We start from the raw sequence: 14,506 nt of genomic DNA on the forward strand, positions 1-14,506 counted from the left end.
TAAGCCCTTCTACGGGCCCGGTCGGGGTTTCGCCGCGTCCGGGCCCGTTGCCGTTTTGTCTGGTTAGCACTCATTGGTACTTGTGTGCCAGATGGTTTTCGGGCTATTCCTGAGGTACAGGGCACCGAAGCCCCCGGATATCGGGAGGCCATCATGACGACGCACGGTCCGATCGGGATCACGCCGTTTCAGGCGCGCGGTCATCTGCAGGGATTCGTGGTGTCGGGCCGGTGGCCGGATACCACCAAGGAGTGGGCGCAGGTGCTTGTGCTCGCGGTCCGGGTGGCCTCGATGCCCGGCCTGCTGGTGACCTCGACCGTGTTCGGCGTGCGCGAGGAGCTGCCCGACGATCCGGAGCCGGGCACCGTCGGCCTGGTGCTGGCGGAGGGGCCGGTACTGGGCGAGGCGGCGGTCGAGCCGGGCCGGTTCGCCGATCACGTACCGGCAGCCCTGCTGATGCTGCATCCGCCGTCGGAGACCCGGCCGTCGCTGCCCGAATGCGTGGGCGCGGCCTCGGGCTGCGTGCTGCTGCCCGGCGTGCCGCACCTGGGTCTCGAGCATCGCGCGGCGTGGGCCGAGGCCGAGCTCGACGGCACCGTCACCTCGTTGGTGAGCCGGGTCGGGATGGATCTGATCAGCGATCCCGACACCGCCGTCCTGGCAATGTTGCTGGCGGCCTGAGACTTTCGCAGACCAGGCCTGGCGAATACCCGGCAACGGGCGTCCGGCGCCCGTAAATCAGGGAAACCGAACTATCGCGGCCGCATCGCCAAACTTATTGCGCCCATTGCGATTTCGATTACACGGAGTTGGCATACCGGTAGCAATCGGGCTAGGGTGGACAGCAGCGAAGGGGAGTAGCCCGCAATCGCCCAGTCGACATACTGATCGGCGCCACATTCGGCGCGGTCCGGCTGCGCGAACCGGTCACCACCGGTGGGCGAGACCTTCGGCCACAAACCGATCCGTTGACCGGTGTGGCTGGAGGCGCACCCGTTTCTTCAGCCGCAGGCCGGAGTATCCACCTGGGAGCTGACTTTCATGATCGCCACGATCCTGCTGAGCTTCGGCGTGCTGTTCCTCGCCGAGCTGGGCGACAAATCGCAGCTGATGGCGCTGACGTTCTCGCTGCGCTATCGCTGGTGGGTGGTGCTGGCCGGAATCAGCGTCGCCAGCGTGGCCGTCAACCTCATCGCCGCCGGTGTCGGCCATTTCCTCGGTACCGCGCTGCCCGCGAACGCCATCGCCGTCGTCACCGCGCTCACGCTGCTGGTCGTCGGCCTGTGGACGCTGCGCGACGCGCTCGGCTCCGCCGAGGCGGCCGAGGACGCGCCGCCGCCGAGCACCCGCAACGCCTTCCTCGTCGTGATCTCCGCCTTCATGCTCGCCGAACTCGGCGACCGCACCATGTTCGCCGCGGCCGCGCTGGCCTCGAAGAACGGCTGGCTCGCCGTCTGGATCGGTTCGACCGCCGGCATGGTCGCCGCCGGTGGCCTGGCGATCCTGGTCGGCAAGCTCGCGGGTAAGCACCTGCCCGAACGCGGCATCGCCTTCGCCTCCGGCCTGCTCTTCCTGTTCTTCGCCACGAAGACGGTGCTCGACGCGTTCGTCTCCGGCCTCGGCGGCTGGGGTTCGACCGGCCTGGCGCTGCTCGTCCCGGTCGCGGTCGGGCTCGGTATCGGCGCGTGGCGGTTCTACCGGCCGCGCGGGGACATCGCCGTGCCGGATCAGCCGGCGAACGCGGTGCCGTAGACCGGACCAGAACGGCGGGCCAGGTCGATCAGCGGTTCCTTCAGCGCGCGCAGGCCGTCCAGATCGTCGCCGGCGATCTTGCCGGTGACCATGGCGCCGATCGCGGCGGCCAGGGTCGCGCAGGCGAACTGCTGCTCGGCGGTCTGGGCGCCGAGCATCGCCGCCACCACCGCGACGAACCGGCTCTGCAATTCCATCCGCGCCTCGATCGCCGACGGCCCGACCGCGTACACCTCAACCAGGAACAACCGGGCCGAGGCAGGGTCGTCGACCATGTGGTCGAAGTAGGCGGTGAGGATGCGATCCATCCTGGTGAACGCGTCGGCATCGGCGGTTTCGGCGATCACGCCCTGTAGCCGCTCGGCCAGCAGGGCCGAGACCCGGTCGAAGGCGGCGGCGAAGCAGTCCTCCTTGGAGCGGAACAGCTCGTAGAACGTCTCGCGCGACACCCCGGCCCGTTTGAGCACGGCGGCCACCGGCGTTCCGACATAGCCGCCCTCGGTCATCGCCTCCCCCATCGCGACGAGGATGCGTTCCCGCTGGGAGGCCACCACTTCTTCGCGCGAGAGATGATGCCGTCCGCGCGGGAGCTGGCGCAGGGTGGATGCCGAATCGCTCATCGTCGAACTCCGTGCTCGAGGTCAGGCTTGCCGTTCCATTCTGCGTGGTCGGGCAGGCTGGGTGGTGGTGAAGGGGACGTCCTCGGTGCGCGCGATCTCGATCGCACGGGCGACCCGCTTGCCGAGCAACCGCTGCACCAGCAGCTGCGCCAAGGGTCGCACCGGCAGGACGAGCGAGACCCACCAGGGTGAGACGACGGACCTGCGCCTGCGCGCGATCGCCCGTTCCAGCGCGTCGACGGCGGGACCGATCGGAGACACGCCGGTCAGGCTGGTCTCGCCGAGGCCGGTGTGCGCTGCGGCCGTGCCGAAGCCGCGGCTGGTCATGTCCGTGTCGATCTCGGCGAAGTAGCTGATGCCGACGCGGGCGCCGGTCTGGCGCAGCTCACAGCGCAGGGTGCCTGCCAGCGACTCGACGGCCGCCGCCGACGCGCTGTACGCGCCTGCCAGTGGCAACTGCACGGCCGTGGAGATCGACGACATCATCAGGACATACCCACCGGGGCGGGCGAGATGCGGCCCGGCGGCCTGCACGGCGTAGGCGACGCCGAGCACGTTCACGGCGAGGGTCTCCTCCAGCACCGAGGGATCGCCGCCGATCATCGCCATCTGCTTGGCGATGCCCGCGTTGGCGACGAGCACGTCCAGGCCGCCGAGTTCGGCGACCAGCGCCTCGACCACCCGGTCGACCTGGGCGCGGTCGGCGACGTCGCAGTAGCGCCAGGGCGCGTCACCGCATTCGGCGGCCACCTCGGCCAGCAGTTCCGGCTCCAGGCCGAGCAGGGCGACGTGAGCGCCCCGCGCGGCCAGCCTCCTGGCCAATGCGGCGCCCATCCCGCGAGCGGCCCCGGTGATCAGGACCTTGCGTCCGGCCACCGACGGACCGGAGAACGATCTCATGAAGGCACGTTACCACCGGAAAACATGGGTGTTCGCTGGTATTTTCGCAGCGCATCCGAACGCGGCGGTAGGGGTGATGTGCGCCTCACCGGAACCCGCTAGGGTGCAATTGACGAAGTGCCAACTGGCTGTCACGAACGAGAGGACCATCGTGGAGATTTCGGGTTCCGCCGCCATCGTCACCGGAGGCGCATCCGGCCTCGGTGCCGCCACCGCCAAGCGTCTCGCCGACGCGGGCGCCACCGTCTTCGGCCTTGACGTCCCGGCGTCCATCGAGCGCGCAGGCGACAACGTCCCGGCCGGGGTCACCCTGATCGCGGCCGATGTGACCAGCAACGACGAGGTCGCGGCCGCCATCGCCCAGATCACCGAGGGCCCGGCGCCGCTGCGCATCGTGGTCAACTGCGCCGGTGTCGGCTGGGCGGGTCGCATCCTGTCCAAGAACGGCCCGCACGACCTGGAGCTGTTCCGCACCGTCATCACCGTGAACCTGCTCGGCACGTTCAACGTGATGCGCCTGGCCGCCGACGCCATCGCCAAGACCGAGCCGGTCGACGAGTACGGCCAGCGCGGCGTCGTCATCAACACCGCGTCCGTCGCCGCCTTCGAGGGCCAGATCGGCCAGATCGCCTACTCGGCGTCCAAGGGTGGCGTGCACGGCATGACCGTTCCGGCCGCGCGCGACCTGGCGCAGTTCGGCATCCGCGTGAACACCATCGCCCCCGGCATCATCGACACCCCGATGCTGGCCGGCGTCACCGAGGAGTACCGCAAGGGCCTCGAGGCCGGTGTGCCCTTCCCGTCGCGCCTGGGCCGCCCGGACGAGTACGCCCAGCTGGTCGAGTACATCGCCGGCCACGACTACCTCAACGGCGAGACCATCCGCATGGACGGCGCCCTGCGCATGGCGCCGCGGTAAGACGCACGCACCGGTCGACGGCGCCCTGTTCCCCGGGTGGACAGGGCGCCGTCGCCGTGTCAGGACGCGGGTACCGCCCCGACGCCGAAGAGGGCGGTGGTGTGCAGCGGGGTGTTCGGGCGGTAGGTGACGGTGAGGCGTTCGACAGCCGCTTCGGTGCGGCGCTGCCATTCCTCCTCGCCCACTTCGTGTCTGAGCACGGTCAGCGGGGCGCTGCTGCGGGTCATGGTGTCCCACAGGGCTTCCGCGCTCGGGAAACACACCTCGACCGTGTGGCTGCGGATTGTCACCTCGTCGAACCCCGCGGCGCGCATCTCGGCTTCGAAGACAGCGGGGTTTTCCAGGCTGCGCGCATCCGGCTGTGGCAGTGCGGCGTTCGGGTCGCCCGCCGTCAGGGCGCCGAAGAGCGCGCGCATGAGCGAGGAGTCGACAGCGGGCGCCCAGGAGGTGACCACGGCCGTGGCGCCCGGGCGCAGTACGCGGCGGAGTTCGGCGAAGCCTTTCGGGCGGTCGGGGAAGAACATGAGGCCGAACAGGGAGAACCCGGCGTCGAATCGCGCGTCTTCGTAGGGCAGGTCCTGGCCGTCGCCCACCTGCGCGGTGATCGTGGTGTGCCCGGCGAGTTCGGCTGCTGCCGTGAGGTGTTCGATCATCGGCGCCGAGAGGTCGATGGCGTGTACTCGCGCACCCTGTTCGGCGGCCGCGAGGCCGAGCAGGCCGGTGCCCGCGGCGACGTCGACGATCTCGCAATCCTTTTCGAGACCGACATATTCGAGGGCGTGCGCCGCGAATGGGCCGAGAACCGTCGCCCCCGCTTCGGCGTAGCCCTCGGCCACCAGATCCCACGGTTGTGCCGTGACCGGCGTCCCCTCCGACATACGCGGTCGTTCCTCTCACCCAGTCGTCGATATCGTGACCAGACTACGGAATTCGTGCCGAGTGGGGTCAGAGCGTCCGTTCGAAGGTGATCAGCGCGCGGCCGGGGCCGTTGTAGTCGGCGACCGGGCCCGCGACGGTGAAGCCGAGGCTGCGGTGGAAATCGATCGAGGTGAAATTGGCCGGGGAGGTGATCGCGGTGACCACTTTTCGGCCGTCGGCCCTGACTATCTCGAAGAACTCGTCGTAGAGGGTGCGGCCGAGCCCGACCTTGCGCGCGTCGGGGCGGACGGCGACGAAGTGGATGTAGGCGGCGTCGGCATCCGAGGGTGAGCCGAAACCCACCAGGAAGCCGGAGATTCCGTCCTCGTCGGTCGCGATCAGGCTGGTGCGGTGGAAATGGTCGAGGAACAGCCGGGGCAGGTTGTGCACGACTGTCCTGCCCCACCAATAGTCGACCACGGCGATCAGATCGTCGTAGTCGTCGGGACGTGCCCGCCGGATCTCGTGCCCATCCATATCTCTATGGTGACCGCAACCCGCCTCGTCGGCACGGGAAATGCCGGTGAACAGAAACTGCCCGCTGCCGAAATCGACAACGGGCAGTTCTGTGGACGACCGGGTAGTGGCCCGGGATCAGACCGTGCGGGTCAGCCGCTCGGTCAGCAGCTGCGCGAAGCGGGCCGGGTCCTTCAGCTCGCCGCCCTCGGCGAGAACCGCGGTGCCGTAGAGCAGTTCGGCGGTCTCGGCGAGCTCGGGCACCTTGCCCTCGTCGGCATCGGACTTGCGGGCGTCGTAGGCGTCGCGCAGGCCGGTGACCAGCGGGTGGGTCGGGTTGAGCTCGAGGATGCGCTTGGATTCCGGCAGCGCCTGGCCCGAGGCGCGGTACATGCGCTCGAGCATCGGGGTGAAGTCGAAGACGTCACCGACCAGGCAGGCCGGAGAGGTGGTGAGCCGGTTGGTGAGGCGCACCTCCTTGGCGACCTCGTCGAGGGTCTTGCCGAGCCAGGTGAGCAGGTCGGCGAAGTCCTTGTCCTGCTGCTCACGCAGCGCCTCGGTCTCCTTCTTCTCGTCCTCGGTCTCCAGGTCGACCTCGCCCTTGGCGATGGACTGGAACTTCTTGCCGTCGAACTCCGGCACCGAGCCGACCCACATCTCGTCGACCGGATCGGTCAGCACCAGCACCTCGCGGCCCTTGGCCTTGAACGCCTCCAGGTGCGGCGAGTTCTCCACCTGCGCACGGCTTTCGCCGGTCATGTAGTAGATCGCGTCCTGGCCGTCCCGCATCCGCTCGACGTACTGCGCGAGCGTGGTGAGCTCGGAGTCCGAGGCGGTGGAGGCGAAAGACGAGACGGTGAGCAGGGTTTCGCGGTTGTCGGTGTCGGAGAGCAGGCCCTCCTTGATGACCCGGCCGAACTGTGCCCAGAAGGTCTGGTACCTGGTCTGATCCTCGGCGCCCTGCATGTCCTTGACGGTGGACAGCACCTTCTTGACCAGGCGCTTGCGGATCATCTGGATCTGGCGGTCCTGCTGCAGGATCTCGCGGGAGACATTGAGCGAGAGGTCCTGGGCGTCCACCACACCCTTGACGAAGCGCAGGTACTCCGGCATCAGCTCTTCGCAGTTGTCCATGATGAACACCCGGCGCACGTAGAGCTGCACGCCGCGCTTGTGCTCACGGGTGAACAGGTCGAACGGCGCGATCGACGGGATGAACAGCAGCGCCTGGTACTCGAAGGTGCCCTCGGCCTTCATCGGGATGATCTCGAGCGGCTCGTCCCAGGCGTGGCTGACGTGGTGGTAGAACTCCTTGTACTCCTCGTCGGAGACCTCGCTGCGCGGGCGCGTCCACAGCGCCTTCTGCGAGTTGAGGGTCTGTTCCTCGACGACGGTCTTCTCGACCTTGTCCTCGCCCTCCCCCTCCATCACGGTGCGCTCGACCTGCATGCGGATCGGCCAGGCGATGAAGTCGGAGTACTTGCGGACGATCTCGCGCAGCTTCCATTCCTGCGTGTAATCGAAGAGGTGATCGTCCTCGTCGGCGGGCTTGAGCTCGAGGGTCACCGCGGTGCCCTGCGGCGCGTCGGCGACGGTGTCGATCGTGTAGCTGGAGCTGCCCGCCGCGGCCTCCCAGCGGGTGCCCTCGGTCTCGCCCGCCTTGCGGGTGGTGAGGACGACGCGGTCGGCGACCATGAAGGTGGAGTAGAAACCGATGCCGAACTGGCCGATCAGCTCCTCGGCGGCGGCATCGGACTTGACCTCGATCAGCTTGCGGCGCAGTTCGGCGGTACCGGACTTGGCGAGGGTGCCGATCAGGTCGATCACCTCGGCGCGGGACATGCCGATGCCGTTGTCGCGGACGGTCAGGACGCGCTTGTCCCCGTCGACCTCCAGCTCGATGTGCAGGTCGGAGGTGTCGGCGACCAGATCCTTGTCCTGGAACGAGGCCAGCTTCAGCTTGTCCAGTGCGTCGGAAGCGTTCGAGATCAGCTCCCGCAGGAACGTGTCTTTGTTGGAGTAGACCGAGTGGATCATCAGCTCGAGGAGCTGGTGTGTTTCGGCCTGGAACTCGAGAGTTTCGACGTGCTGAGTCACAGCACGATCGTATTACCGCCCGAAGTCGGACAGCGAGGGAACCTCGTCGACGGCCCGCTGCGTCATCCACGCGCGCAGCACCTGGGTGGCCCGGACGTCGTCCTCGTTGTACTCGAACAGGCGGGTGCGCTGGGACAGGTCCGGGTCGGCGTCGTAGCCGACGGCGCGGCGGTACCAGCCCATCGATGCCTCGCCGCCCGCTTCCGGGTCGCGCCAGCCGAAGCCGGCGACCGGGGCGATCTTCTTGAGGCCCTTGCCGTTCGGGCAGATGAACTGATCGGTGACGGCCTGGAACATGTCGACCCATTCGGATGAGTCGACGAAGGCGCGGACCTGCTCGGTGGTCGGCACGCCGGGCTTGCCCGCGAAGCGGCGGGCCGACTCGTAGAGCCACTTGTCCTCGGCGGTGCGTGAATAGCAGTAGGCCGCGAAGGTCTTGCCCGCGGCGTGCGCGTCGGCCCGCATCCGCATCAGCCAGGTCCAGAACTCGCCGAAGGAGCGGCCCTCGTCCTCGGTGGGCAGCGGGTCCCAGGTGACGAACGGGCGGTAGACGCCGTCGAGCAGGGTGCCCCACAGGTAGGCGCCGTCCTCCTGGTAGCTCTCCAGGTCGACGTCGACCTCGACGTCGGCGCGGCGCACGCTCACCGTGTCGAAGCGGCGCACCAGCGGGGCGCCCGCGATCCAGGCGCGGGCGGTGACCACCGTCTCGGAGAACGGGCCGTGCTGCCAGTCGTCGGGTTCGTCGCCTTCCCAGGCCGCCAGCTCGTCGACCGTCTGCACGCCGTGCACGCGCAGCACCTCGGCCCGCGAACCCGGCGCGACCAGGCTGACGTCACGCATCAGCGCCAGCTGACCCTCACAACTGGGATTACCGTCGGCCCCGCGCACCCACCACGGGCACTGCCTGCACTCGGGCACCTTCGACGGCTGGGTCGGCAGCTCGCCGCGCACCACCGCGATGCGGTCGCCGTAGCGCTGGTCGTAGTCGGCGAGGACATTGGTCAGGTCGTGCACGAGGATGCGGTCGAAGGCCAGGCCGATCGCGCCGCCGACCAGGGCGGGGCTGGCCATACCGTGGCGCTGCAGCATCCGGTACAGATGCGCCAGACGCTGCTGGTCGCGCGGCTGCGGGCGCAGCTTCACGTGCTTGTCGCGGCGGGGCTGCCAGCGGAACAGGTCCGAGGTCAGCGGGTGGAAATCGGCCGGATCGGGACGGCGCGGGTCGGTGACCTTGTGGTTGACCACGATGATCGGGATGTAGCCGCCGCGGTCGTCGTCACGCAGCAGGAACTCGGCGCCGCCGCGACGGCCGGTGTCGGGCTCCTGGGGCAGCAGGCCGCCCCAGATCCGCGATGCGCCCGCCTCCATCGCGGCCATGGTCGCCGCCGCCTTCTCCCCCGCGCGCAGCGCCGGGTCGATCACCACCCAGTCGGCGGGGGCCGCGGCGACGAGTTCGTCGCGCACCCTGGTGCGATGCGCGGTCGCGGCCTCCCTGCGCTGCTGTACCCCGGGATCTTCCCTGACCTCGGCGATGACCCCGGGATGCTCGGCGTCCAGGTGCAGGCGATGCCTGCAGCCGATCAGCGAGCGCGCGTCCAGGAAAGCGATCCGTGAAACGGTGGAATCGGCACCTCGATCGAGCGCAGCGGAAGCGGGGACCGGGCGAAGCACCGGCCCACCGTCGAAGTCGTCCTCGGCTGCACGCACGCAAGCAGTATGGTCCCTCCCCCCGACACAATGCCCAATCGCTACCCTGATCCCACTACGCTACGAAGTACGGCAGGCCGCTACTCCGGCACTGCCTCATGACTTGGCGAGCATGACGGAGGGCCTGATCTCATGGGGTTGTTCAGCAAGCGCAAGCGGCGCCCGAGCCGACGCGCTGAGGCGAAGGCACTCAAGCACAAAGCCGCGGTGGAGGCGAAGCTCGGCGCCAAGAACGAGCGCAAGGCGGCCAAGGCGAGCGAGCGCACCACCCGTCGCGCGGTGAAAGCACAGGCCAAGACCGAGGCCAAGGTGGCCAAGGCGCAGATCGCGACCCTGCACGCCGAGGAGAAGGCCGCCGAGAAGCTGGCGGCGAAGGCCGACCGCGAACTGTTCAGCGCGAGCCAGATCCGCAAGTACATCGGCGTCGCCCGCGTGCTGGTCCCGGTGCTCACGCCGCTGGCCTACCGCGGCGCGACCTACCTGCGCGGCCAGCTCGACGCCCGCAAGGCACAGCAGCTCGGCATCGGCCTCGACCAGCTCGGCGAGTTCAGCGGCCACGGCGCCCGCCTGCAGGCCCGCATCACCAACACCGAGACCGCGCTGAACAAGGTCGCGGCCGACGCTCCCGGCGACGCCGACACCAAGAAGTTCGTCGACGCGGCCAGGTCCCGGCTGACCGACCTGACCGTCGCGGTGAACACCGCCGAGCAGATGCCCGCCGCGCGCCGCAAGGCCGTGCACGCCTCCATCTCTTCGGAGCTGTCCGTGCTCGAGACCGACGCGCTCGCCCGCCTGGGCGTGCGCTGAACCGTGCCGTGACCACGCCGCAGCTCACCGCCCGCCTACGCGGTGGTGGCTGCGGCGTACTCGTCGGCGCGCTGGCTGTCGCCGCGCACGGACTCGGTGGTGGTGGGGTGCCGCGGTCCGCGGAAATCGCTCTGCTGCTGGTGGTTTCGCTGGCGGCTGGGGCCTTCGCCACTGGCCACAGCACCGAACGTGCTGCGGCGCGACCGGGTTTCCGGTCCGGCCGCCAGGTAGTGCCCGGCGCGGAATACGCCCGCCGTGGATACTCCGATCGCACTGTGGCGCAACCTGGTTCGTTGCTGCGCCAAATCCTGGCGCCAACGGACCCACAGCGTGGGCGGGTTACTCGTGCCGTACGAACCTTCGCGGCCGTCCCGGCGGTGCGCGCGGCATCGGCGCTGATCGGCGGCCAGTGGGCAGGACATTTCGCCCTCACCGGCACGCTGGATCATCACGGCCGCGCCTTCGATCTGCTGCATCTGCCCAGCGCCCCGATGATCACCGCGCACTTCGTCGCGGCCTTCGTGTGTGCCGCACTGATTCTCGTAGCCGAGCGGCTCTATCTCGTTGCGTCGAGCGTGATTCGGGCGGTGCTCACCGCGCCCTCGCTCCCGATCCCGCAGCGCGCTGTCCGCTGGTCCGCCGCCGTCGCCACCGCCCGTGGCGGCCGTCCGGAGGGGGTGCGCCGCCCGCGCGCACCGCCGCTGTTCGCCTGATTCCAGACGACTCAGAACTCTTCGGACAGAAGGCAATTCCATGCAGAACTTCATCACCCGCGGTACCGGCACCGCCGCACTCGCGGCCGGGCTTGTGCTCGCCGCCTGCGGTTCGGCGGCCGCGCACGTGACCGTCGACGCTCCCGGCGCCGCGCAGGGCAAGTACACCGTCGCCACGTTCAAGGTGCCGACCGAATCCGAGACCGCGTCGACCACCGGGCTGCGCGTCACCGTGCCGAACCTGAAAAGCGTGCGCACCGAACCGATGCCGGGCTGGACCGCGAAGGTCGAGCGCAACGACAAGGGCGAGACGGTCGCCGTCGCCTGGACCGCCGACCCGGGCAACGCGGGCGTCGGGCCCGGCCAGTTCCAGCGCTTCGTGCTCTCGCTCGGACCGCTGCCCGCCCAGGACACGGTGAACTTCCCCGCCCAGCAGACCTACAGCGACGGCAAGGTCGTCGCCTGGGATCAGCCGAGCACCGGCGGCGCCGAACCCGAACACCCGGCCCCCTCGCTCACCCTGAGCGCCAAGGGCGGCGCCGAGGGCGGCGACCACCAGGTCGCTTCCGCCGAAACCGCCGAGGCGGGTACCGATTCGGTGGCCCGCTGGCTGGGCGGCATCGGGCTCGCGCTCGGCCTGTTCGCGGCCGCGCTCGGCCTCGGCCTCGTCTTCCGTTCGCGGCGGTCGTGATGCGCGTCGATCACTGCAGGCAGGCGAACACGATCATCAACTCCGCCGGGCCCGCGCTGCCCTCGGACGCGCCGCACGGCGATGCTCCGGGCGATCGACTGGTCGCCGACATCAACAGGTCATCGCGTCGGCGCATGGCGCGCCGGGTACTCGCCGTCCTGATCGCCGGACTGCTCGCCGTGTTCGCGGCGGCCGGTGTCGCGAGCGCGCACTCCGGTGCCGTGAGCAGCGTGCCCGAGGACGGGTCGACCATCGAGGTCGGGCCGGCGCGCGCCAGCATCACCTTCAACGAGGAACTGCAGCAGAACTTTCCGTCGCTGACCGTGGTCGGCCCGGACGGCAGACTGTGGTCGAAGAGCAAGGCGCTCGTCGAAGGCCGCACCGTCAGTGTGGAATTGGGCGAACTCGGTCCGGTCGGTGAGTACACGCTCGCGTTCCGGGTGACCTCCGCGGACGGCCATCCCGTCAGCGGGACACGGCATTTCACGCTGAGCAAGGCGGGCACCGGGACGCCGGGCCCGCGTCCTGGTGAGGACAAGGCCGACGGCGGCGGCGACTCCGGCGGGGTGCCCGTCTGGGTGTTCGTCGCCGGTGGCGTCGTGCTGTTCGGCGGCGGCCTCGCGGTGGCGCTGCTCGGCGGCCGCGCCGGCCGCAAGAAGTAGCCATCCATGACGACCGGTCGCCGGGTACCCGGTACGACGCTGCGGCAGTGGCGGGTCCTGGTGCCGGTCGTGGTGGCCGCCCTGGCCGGGGTGGCGCTGGCGTGGGCATTGCGCAGCGGGGGTGGTTTCCCGGGAGCGGCGTGCGCGCGCGTCGTCGCCGACGGTGCGGGCGCGGCGGTCTTCGGGCTGGCGGCACTCCCCCGGCTCAACGAGCGGCTGCACGTCGCCTGGCGGCCGCTGGCCGCGCTGGCGGGCGCCTGGTTCGCCGCCGAGTTCACCGTGCTGGTGTGCGAGGCGGCCGAGATCGTCGGCGTGCCGGTGACCGAGCTCGGCGCGGACGAGTTCGCCACGTTCCTCGGCAAGCTCAGCGGCGGCCAGATCGGCATCGCGATCCTGTTCTGCACCGGCGCGATCGCCTGCTACGCGGCGCTGGCCTTCCGCAGGCCCGACGCGGCGTCGGCCGATCTGGTGCTGGTGTTCGCCGCCGTCGCGCTGGCCCTGCGCCCGATCACCGGGCACATGTCCCAGCAGATGCTCGGTTCGGTGCTCGCCGCGGCGCACGCGCTGGCCGCCGCGTGCTGGTTCGGGCTGCTGCTCGCGATGGCGCTGGTCCTGCGCACCAGGGGCGACTGGGCGGCGACGCTGCCGCGCTATTCGGCGCTGGCCGCGCCGCTGGTGCTCGTGATCGCGGTGACCGGCCTGATCGACGGGCTGGTCCGGATCGGCGGCATCGAGCCGCTGTGGTCGAGCGGATACGGGCGGATCTTGCTGGCGAAGTTCACCGTCCTGTGCGCGCTGACCGGCCTGGGCTGGTGGTGGCGGCGCAGCTGGGTGCACCGGGCGGGCGAGCATCGGGTCACCGCCGATATCTCGCTGCGCAATGCCGCGATCGAGGTGACGGTGATGAGCGTGGCGCTCGGCCTGGCGGCGACGCTGGCCGTCACCGCGTAGCCAGATCGGTCACAGCGTAGTCGGATCGGTCGCCGGGGCCCATTAAAGTGGCCGATATGACCGAAGTGAGGATTGTCGAAGACTGCGCCGCATCCGCCGACACGGCGTTCGAGTACGTCAACGACTACCGCAATCTGCCGCATTTCCTGTACGGCATCGAATCCTTCGTCCCGGTCACCGACCAGACCGACGGGCTCGGCGCGACTTTCGACGGCCACATGAAGCTCGGCCCCGCGGCGCTCAAGTCCAGGGTCGAGGTCGTGAAGTGGGAGAAGGGGCGCGTGATCGGCATCAAGTCGATCAAGGGATTCGAGATCATCTCGACGTTCCACTTCTATCCCAAGGGCGAGGCGCTGTGCACCGTCGACGCGACCATCGAGTACTTCGTGCCCGGCGGCATCGCGGGCAAGATGCTAGGTAAGACGATCGAGCCGTTCGTGAAGATCGCGGTGAAGCACACCACAGACAGCCTGGTCAGGGAGATCGCCAAGGCGCACGCCCAGGGCGCCTGACAGAATGCAGGCCATGACCGAATCAGCGAATGTTGTGGCCACCGCCGATCTGGCCGATGAGATCGGCCCCGAGATCCGCAGCTGCGACACCCAGTTCATCCAGTTCGGTGGCCGGGCCGCGTTCGCCGGACGGATCACCACGATCCGTTGCTTCCAGGACAACCTGCTGGTCAAGCAGACCCTGAGCGAGCCGGGCGAGGGCAAGGTCCTCGTCGTCGACGGCGGCGCGAGCGTGCACACCGCCCTGGTCGGCGACATCATCGCAGGCCGTGGCGTCGACAACGGCTGGGCGGGCGTGGTCGTCAACGGCGCGGTGCGCGACTCGGCGATCCTGAGCACCCTCGACATCGGGGTGAAGGCGCTGGGCACCAACCCGCGCAAGAGCACTCAGACCGGCAGCGGCGAGAAGGACGTCACCATCGAATTCGGCGGCGTCACCTTCGTGCCCGGCGAGATGCTCTACAGCGACCACGACGGTGTCGTAGTCCGCGCCGAGGACTGAGGCACGCCTCGCGGGTGTTCGGGCTAGTTCCCGGACACCCGCACCTTGTGCCCGGCCAGCACGACGACATCACCGATCTGTAGCTGCCTGCCGCGGCGCAGCTCCACCTCGTCGTTGACCCGGACCAGGCCCTGGGCGATCACCGTCTTGGCCTCGGAACCCGAATCGATCAGGTTGGCCAGTTTCAAGAATTGCCCGAGCTTGATGACATCGTCATCGATCGGCACATCGACTGGTTCCGACATGGGCAAATTATTACCCGTCCAGGAAATTCGGGTCGCCACCGGCCCCGTCGCGGC

17 protein-coding genes are annotated in these 14,506 nt (G+C 69.3%); 10 read left to right on the forward strand and 7 right to left on the reverse strand.

Features of this window, described 5'->3' with window-relative positions; translation table 11 throughout:
• Nucleotides 1-153: 153 nt before the first annotated feature.
• A complete protein-coding gene (locus ACWF9G_RS32390) occupies nt 154-681 on the forward strand; it encodes a peptidase (RefSeq protein WP_379309223.1) in 528 nt (175 codons plus the stop codon).
• Between the two features lie 360 nt (nt 682-1,041).
• The gene (locus ACWF9G_RS32395; RefSeq protein ID WP_452519944.1) at nt 1,042-1,752 is read left to right on the forward strand and encodes a TMEM165/GDT1 family protein; all 711 of its coding nucleotides are present in this window, start codon (nt 1,042-1,044) and stop codon (nt 1,750-1,752) included.
• On the opposite strand, the gene ACWF9G_RS32400 is transcribed toward ACWF9G_RS32395, so the two are convergent.
• On the reverse strand, nt 1,728-2,372 hold the full coding sequence (locus ACWF9G_RS32400) for a TetR/AcrR family transcriptional regulator (protein WP_379309221.1): 645 nt from the start codon (nt 2,370-2,372) through the stop codon (nt 1,728-1,730). The genes ACWF9G_RS32395 and ACWF9G_RS32400 overlap by 25 nt on opposite strands.
• A gap of 21 nt (nt 2,373-2,393) precedes the next feature.
• Nucleotides 2,394-3,272 carry an SDR family NAD(P)-dependent oxidoreductase gene (locus ACWF9G_RS32405; protein WP_379309220.1) on the reverse strand — a complete coding sequence of 293 codons (879 nt, stop codon included), beginning with the start codon at nt 3,270-3,272 and terminating at the stop codon, nt 2,394-2,396.
• A gap of 151 nt (nt 3,273-3,423) precedes the next feature.
• Between ACWF9G_RS32405 and ACWF9G_RS32410 the strand changes: the two genes are divergently transcribed.
• Entirely contained in the window at nt 3,424-4,191 is a 768-nt protein-coding gene (locus ACWF9G_RS32410; protein ID WP_379087222.1) for an SDR family NAD(P)-dependent oxidoreductase, read from the forward strand.
• A gap of 59 nt (nt 4,192-4,250) precedes the next feature.
• Here ACWF9G_RS32410 and ACWF9G_RS32415 read toward each other — a convergent pair whose 3' ends face one another.
• From ACWF9G_RS32415 to ACWF9G_RS32430, 4 genes are all read right to left on the reverse strand, one after another.
• Nucleotides 4,251-5,069: a class I SAM-dependent methyltransferase gene (locus tag ACWF9G_RS32415; RefSeq protein WP_452519946.1), complete on the reverse strand. Its 819-nt coding sequence runs from the start codon at nt 5,067-5,069 to the stop codon at nt 4,251-4,253.
• Between the two features lie 67 nt (nt 5,070-5,136).
• Nucleotides 5,137-5,586 (reverse strand): GNAT family N-acetyltransferase, encoded by a 450-nt coding sequence (locus ACWF9G_RS32420; protein WP_379309217.1) that lies wholly within the window; start codon nt 5,584-5,586, stop codon nt 5,137-5,139.
• A 117-nt stretch (nt 5,587-5,703) separates the two neighbouring features.
• Nucleotides 5,704-7,662 (reverse strand): molecular chaperone HtpG, encoded by a 1,959-nt coding sequence (gene htpG / locus ACWF9G_RS32425; protein WP_452519948.1) that lies wholly within the window; start codon nt 7,660-7,662, stop codon nt 5,704-5,706.
• Between the two features lie 12 nt (nt 7,663-7,674).
• Nucleotides 7,675-9,270 (reverse strand): TM0106 family RecB-like putative nuclease, encoded by a 1,596-nt coding sequence (locus ACWF9G_RS32430; protein ID WP_452519970.1) that lies wholly within the window; start codon nt 9,268-9,270, stop codon nt 7,675-7,677.
• Nucleotides 9,271-9,501: 231 nt separating this feature from the next.
• Between ACWF9G_RS32430 and ACWF9G_RS32435 the strand changes: the two genes are divergently transcribed.
• The 7 genes from ACWF9G_RS32435 (at nt 9,502) to rraA (ending at nt 14,207) form a co-directional block, all read left to right on the forward strand.
• Nucleotides 9,502-10,176, forward strand: a complete 675-nt coding sequence (locus tag ACWF9G_RS32435) for a DUF6474 family protein (protein ID WP_452519950.1) — start codon at nt 9,502-9,504, stop codon at nt 10,174-10,176.
• 8 nt (nt 10,177-10,184) lie between these two features.
• On the forward strand, nt 10,185-10,889 hold the full coding sequence (locus ACWF9G_RS32440; RefSeq protein ID WP_452519951.1) for a hypothetical protein: 705 nt from the start codon (nt 10,185-10,187) through the stop codon (nt 10,887-10,889).
• Between the two features lie 40 nt (nt 10,890-10,929).
• The gene (locus tag ACWF9G_RS32445) at nt 10,930-11,580 is read left to right on the forward strand and encodes a YcnI family copper-binding membrane protein (RefSeq protein WP_452519953.1); all 651 of its coding nucleotides are present in this window, start codon (nt 10,930-10,932) and stop codon (nt 11,578-11,580) included.
• A gap of 134 nt (nt 11,581-11,714) precedes the next feature.
• Nucleotides 11,715-12,242: a copper resistance CopC family protein gene (locus ACWF9G_RS32450; RefSeq protein ID WP_452519972.1), complete on the forward strand. Its 528-nt coding sequence runs from the start codon at nt 11,715-11,717 to the stop codon at nt 12,240-12,242.
• A 6-nt stretch (nt 12,243-12,248) separates the two neighbouring features.
• On the forward strand, nt 12,249-13,193 hold the full coding sequence (locus tag ACWF9G_RS32455; protein WP_452519955.1) for a copper resistance D family protein: 945 nt from the start codon (nt 12,249-12,251) through the stop codon (nt 13,191-13,193).
• 56 nt (nt 13,194-13,249) lie between these two features.
• Entirely contained in the window at nt 13,250-13,705 is a 456-nt protein-coding gene (locus tag ACWF9G_RS32460; protein WP_379309211.1) for an SRPBCC family protein, read from the forward strand.
• A 13-nt stretch (nt 13,706-13,718) separates the two neighbouring features.
• Nucleotides 13,719-14,207: a ribonuclease E activity regulator RraA gene (rraA, locus tag ACWF9G_RS32465; protein WP_379309210.1), complete on the forward strand. Its 489-nt coding sequence runs from the start codon at nt 13,719-13,721 to the stop codon at nt 14,205-14,207.
• 23 nt (nt 14,208-14,230) lie between these two features.
• On the opposite strand, the gene ACWF9G_RS32470 is transcribed toward rraA, so the two are convergent.
• Complete coding sequence (locus ACWF9G_RS32470; protein WP_379309209.1) at nt 14,231-14,452, reverse strand: RNA-binding S4 domain-containing protein; 222 nt, start codon at nt 14,450-14,452, stop codon at nt 14,231-14,233.
• Nucleotides 14,453-14,506: the final 54 nt, after the last annotated feature.

The organism is Nocardia sp. NPDC055029, assembly GCF_053608525.1.

Excerpts from the sequence above, each read along its gene's own strand:
- ACWF9G_RS32390 (WP_379309223.1), top strand. The coding sequence starts at position 154 with ATGACGACGCACGGTCCGATCGGGATCACGCCGTTTCAGGCGCGCGGT.
- ACWF9G_RS32395 (WP_452519944.1), top strand. The coding sequence starts at position 1,042 with ATGATCGCCACGATCCTGCTGAGCTTCGGCGTGCTGTTCCTCGCCGAG.
- ACWF9G_RS32435 (WP_452519950.1), top strand. The coding sequence starts at position 9,502 with ATGGGGTTGTTCAGCAAGCGCAAGCGGCGCCCGAGCCGACGCGCTGAG.
- ACWF9G_RS32420 (WP_379309217.1), bottom strand. The coding sequence starts at position 5,586 with ATGGATGGGCACGAGATCCGGCGGGCACGTCCCGACGACTACGACGAT.
- ACWF9G_RS32470 (WP_379309209.1), bottom strand. The coding sequence starts at position 14,452 with ATGTCGGAACCAGTCGATGTGCCGATCGATGACGATGTCATCAAGCTC.
- ACWF9G_RS32405 (WP_379309220.1), bottom strand. The coding sequence starts at position 3,272 with ATGAGATCGTTCTCCGGTCCGTCGGTGGCCGGACGCAAGGTCCTGATC.
- rraA (WP_379309210.1), top strand. The coding sequence starts at position 13,719 with ATGACCGAATCAGCGAATGTTGTGGCCACCGCCGATCTGGCCGATGAG.
- ACWF9G_RS32415 (WP_452519946.1), bottom strand. The coding sequence starts at position 5,069 with ATGTCGGAGGGGACGCCGGTCACGGCACAACCGTGGGATCTGGTGGCC.
- ACWF9G_RS32455 (WP_452519955.1), top strand. The coding sequence starts at position 12,249 with ATGACGACCGGTCGCCGGGTACCCGGTACGACGCTGCGGCAGTGGCGG.
- ACWF9G_RS32400 (WP_379309221.1), bottom strand. The coding sequence starts at position 2,372 with ATGAGCGATTCGGCATCCACCCTGCGCCAGCTCCCGCGCGGACGGCAT.
- ACWF9G_RS32450 (WP_452519972.1), top strand. The coding sequence starts at position 11,715 with ATGGCGCGCCGGGTACTCGCCGTCCTGATCGCCGGACTGCTCGCCGTG.
- ACWF9G_RS32460 (WP_379309211.1), top strand. The coding sequence starts at position 13,250 with ATGACCGAAGTGAGGATTGTCGAAGACTGCGCCGCATCCGCCGACACG.
- ACWF9G_RS32445 (WP_452519953.1), top strand. The coding sequence starts at position 10,930 with ATGCAGAACTTCATCACCCGCGGTACCGGCACCGCCGCACTCGCGGCC.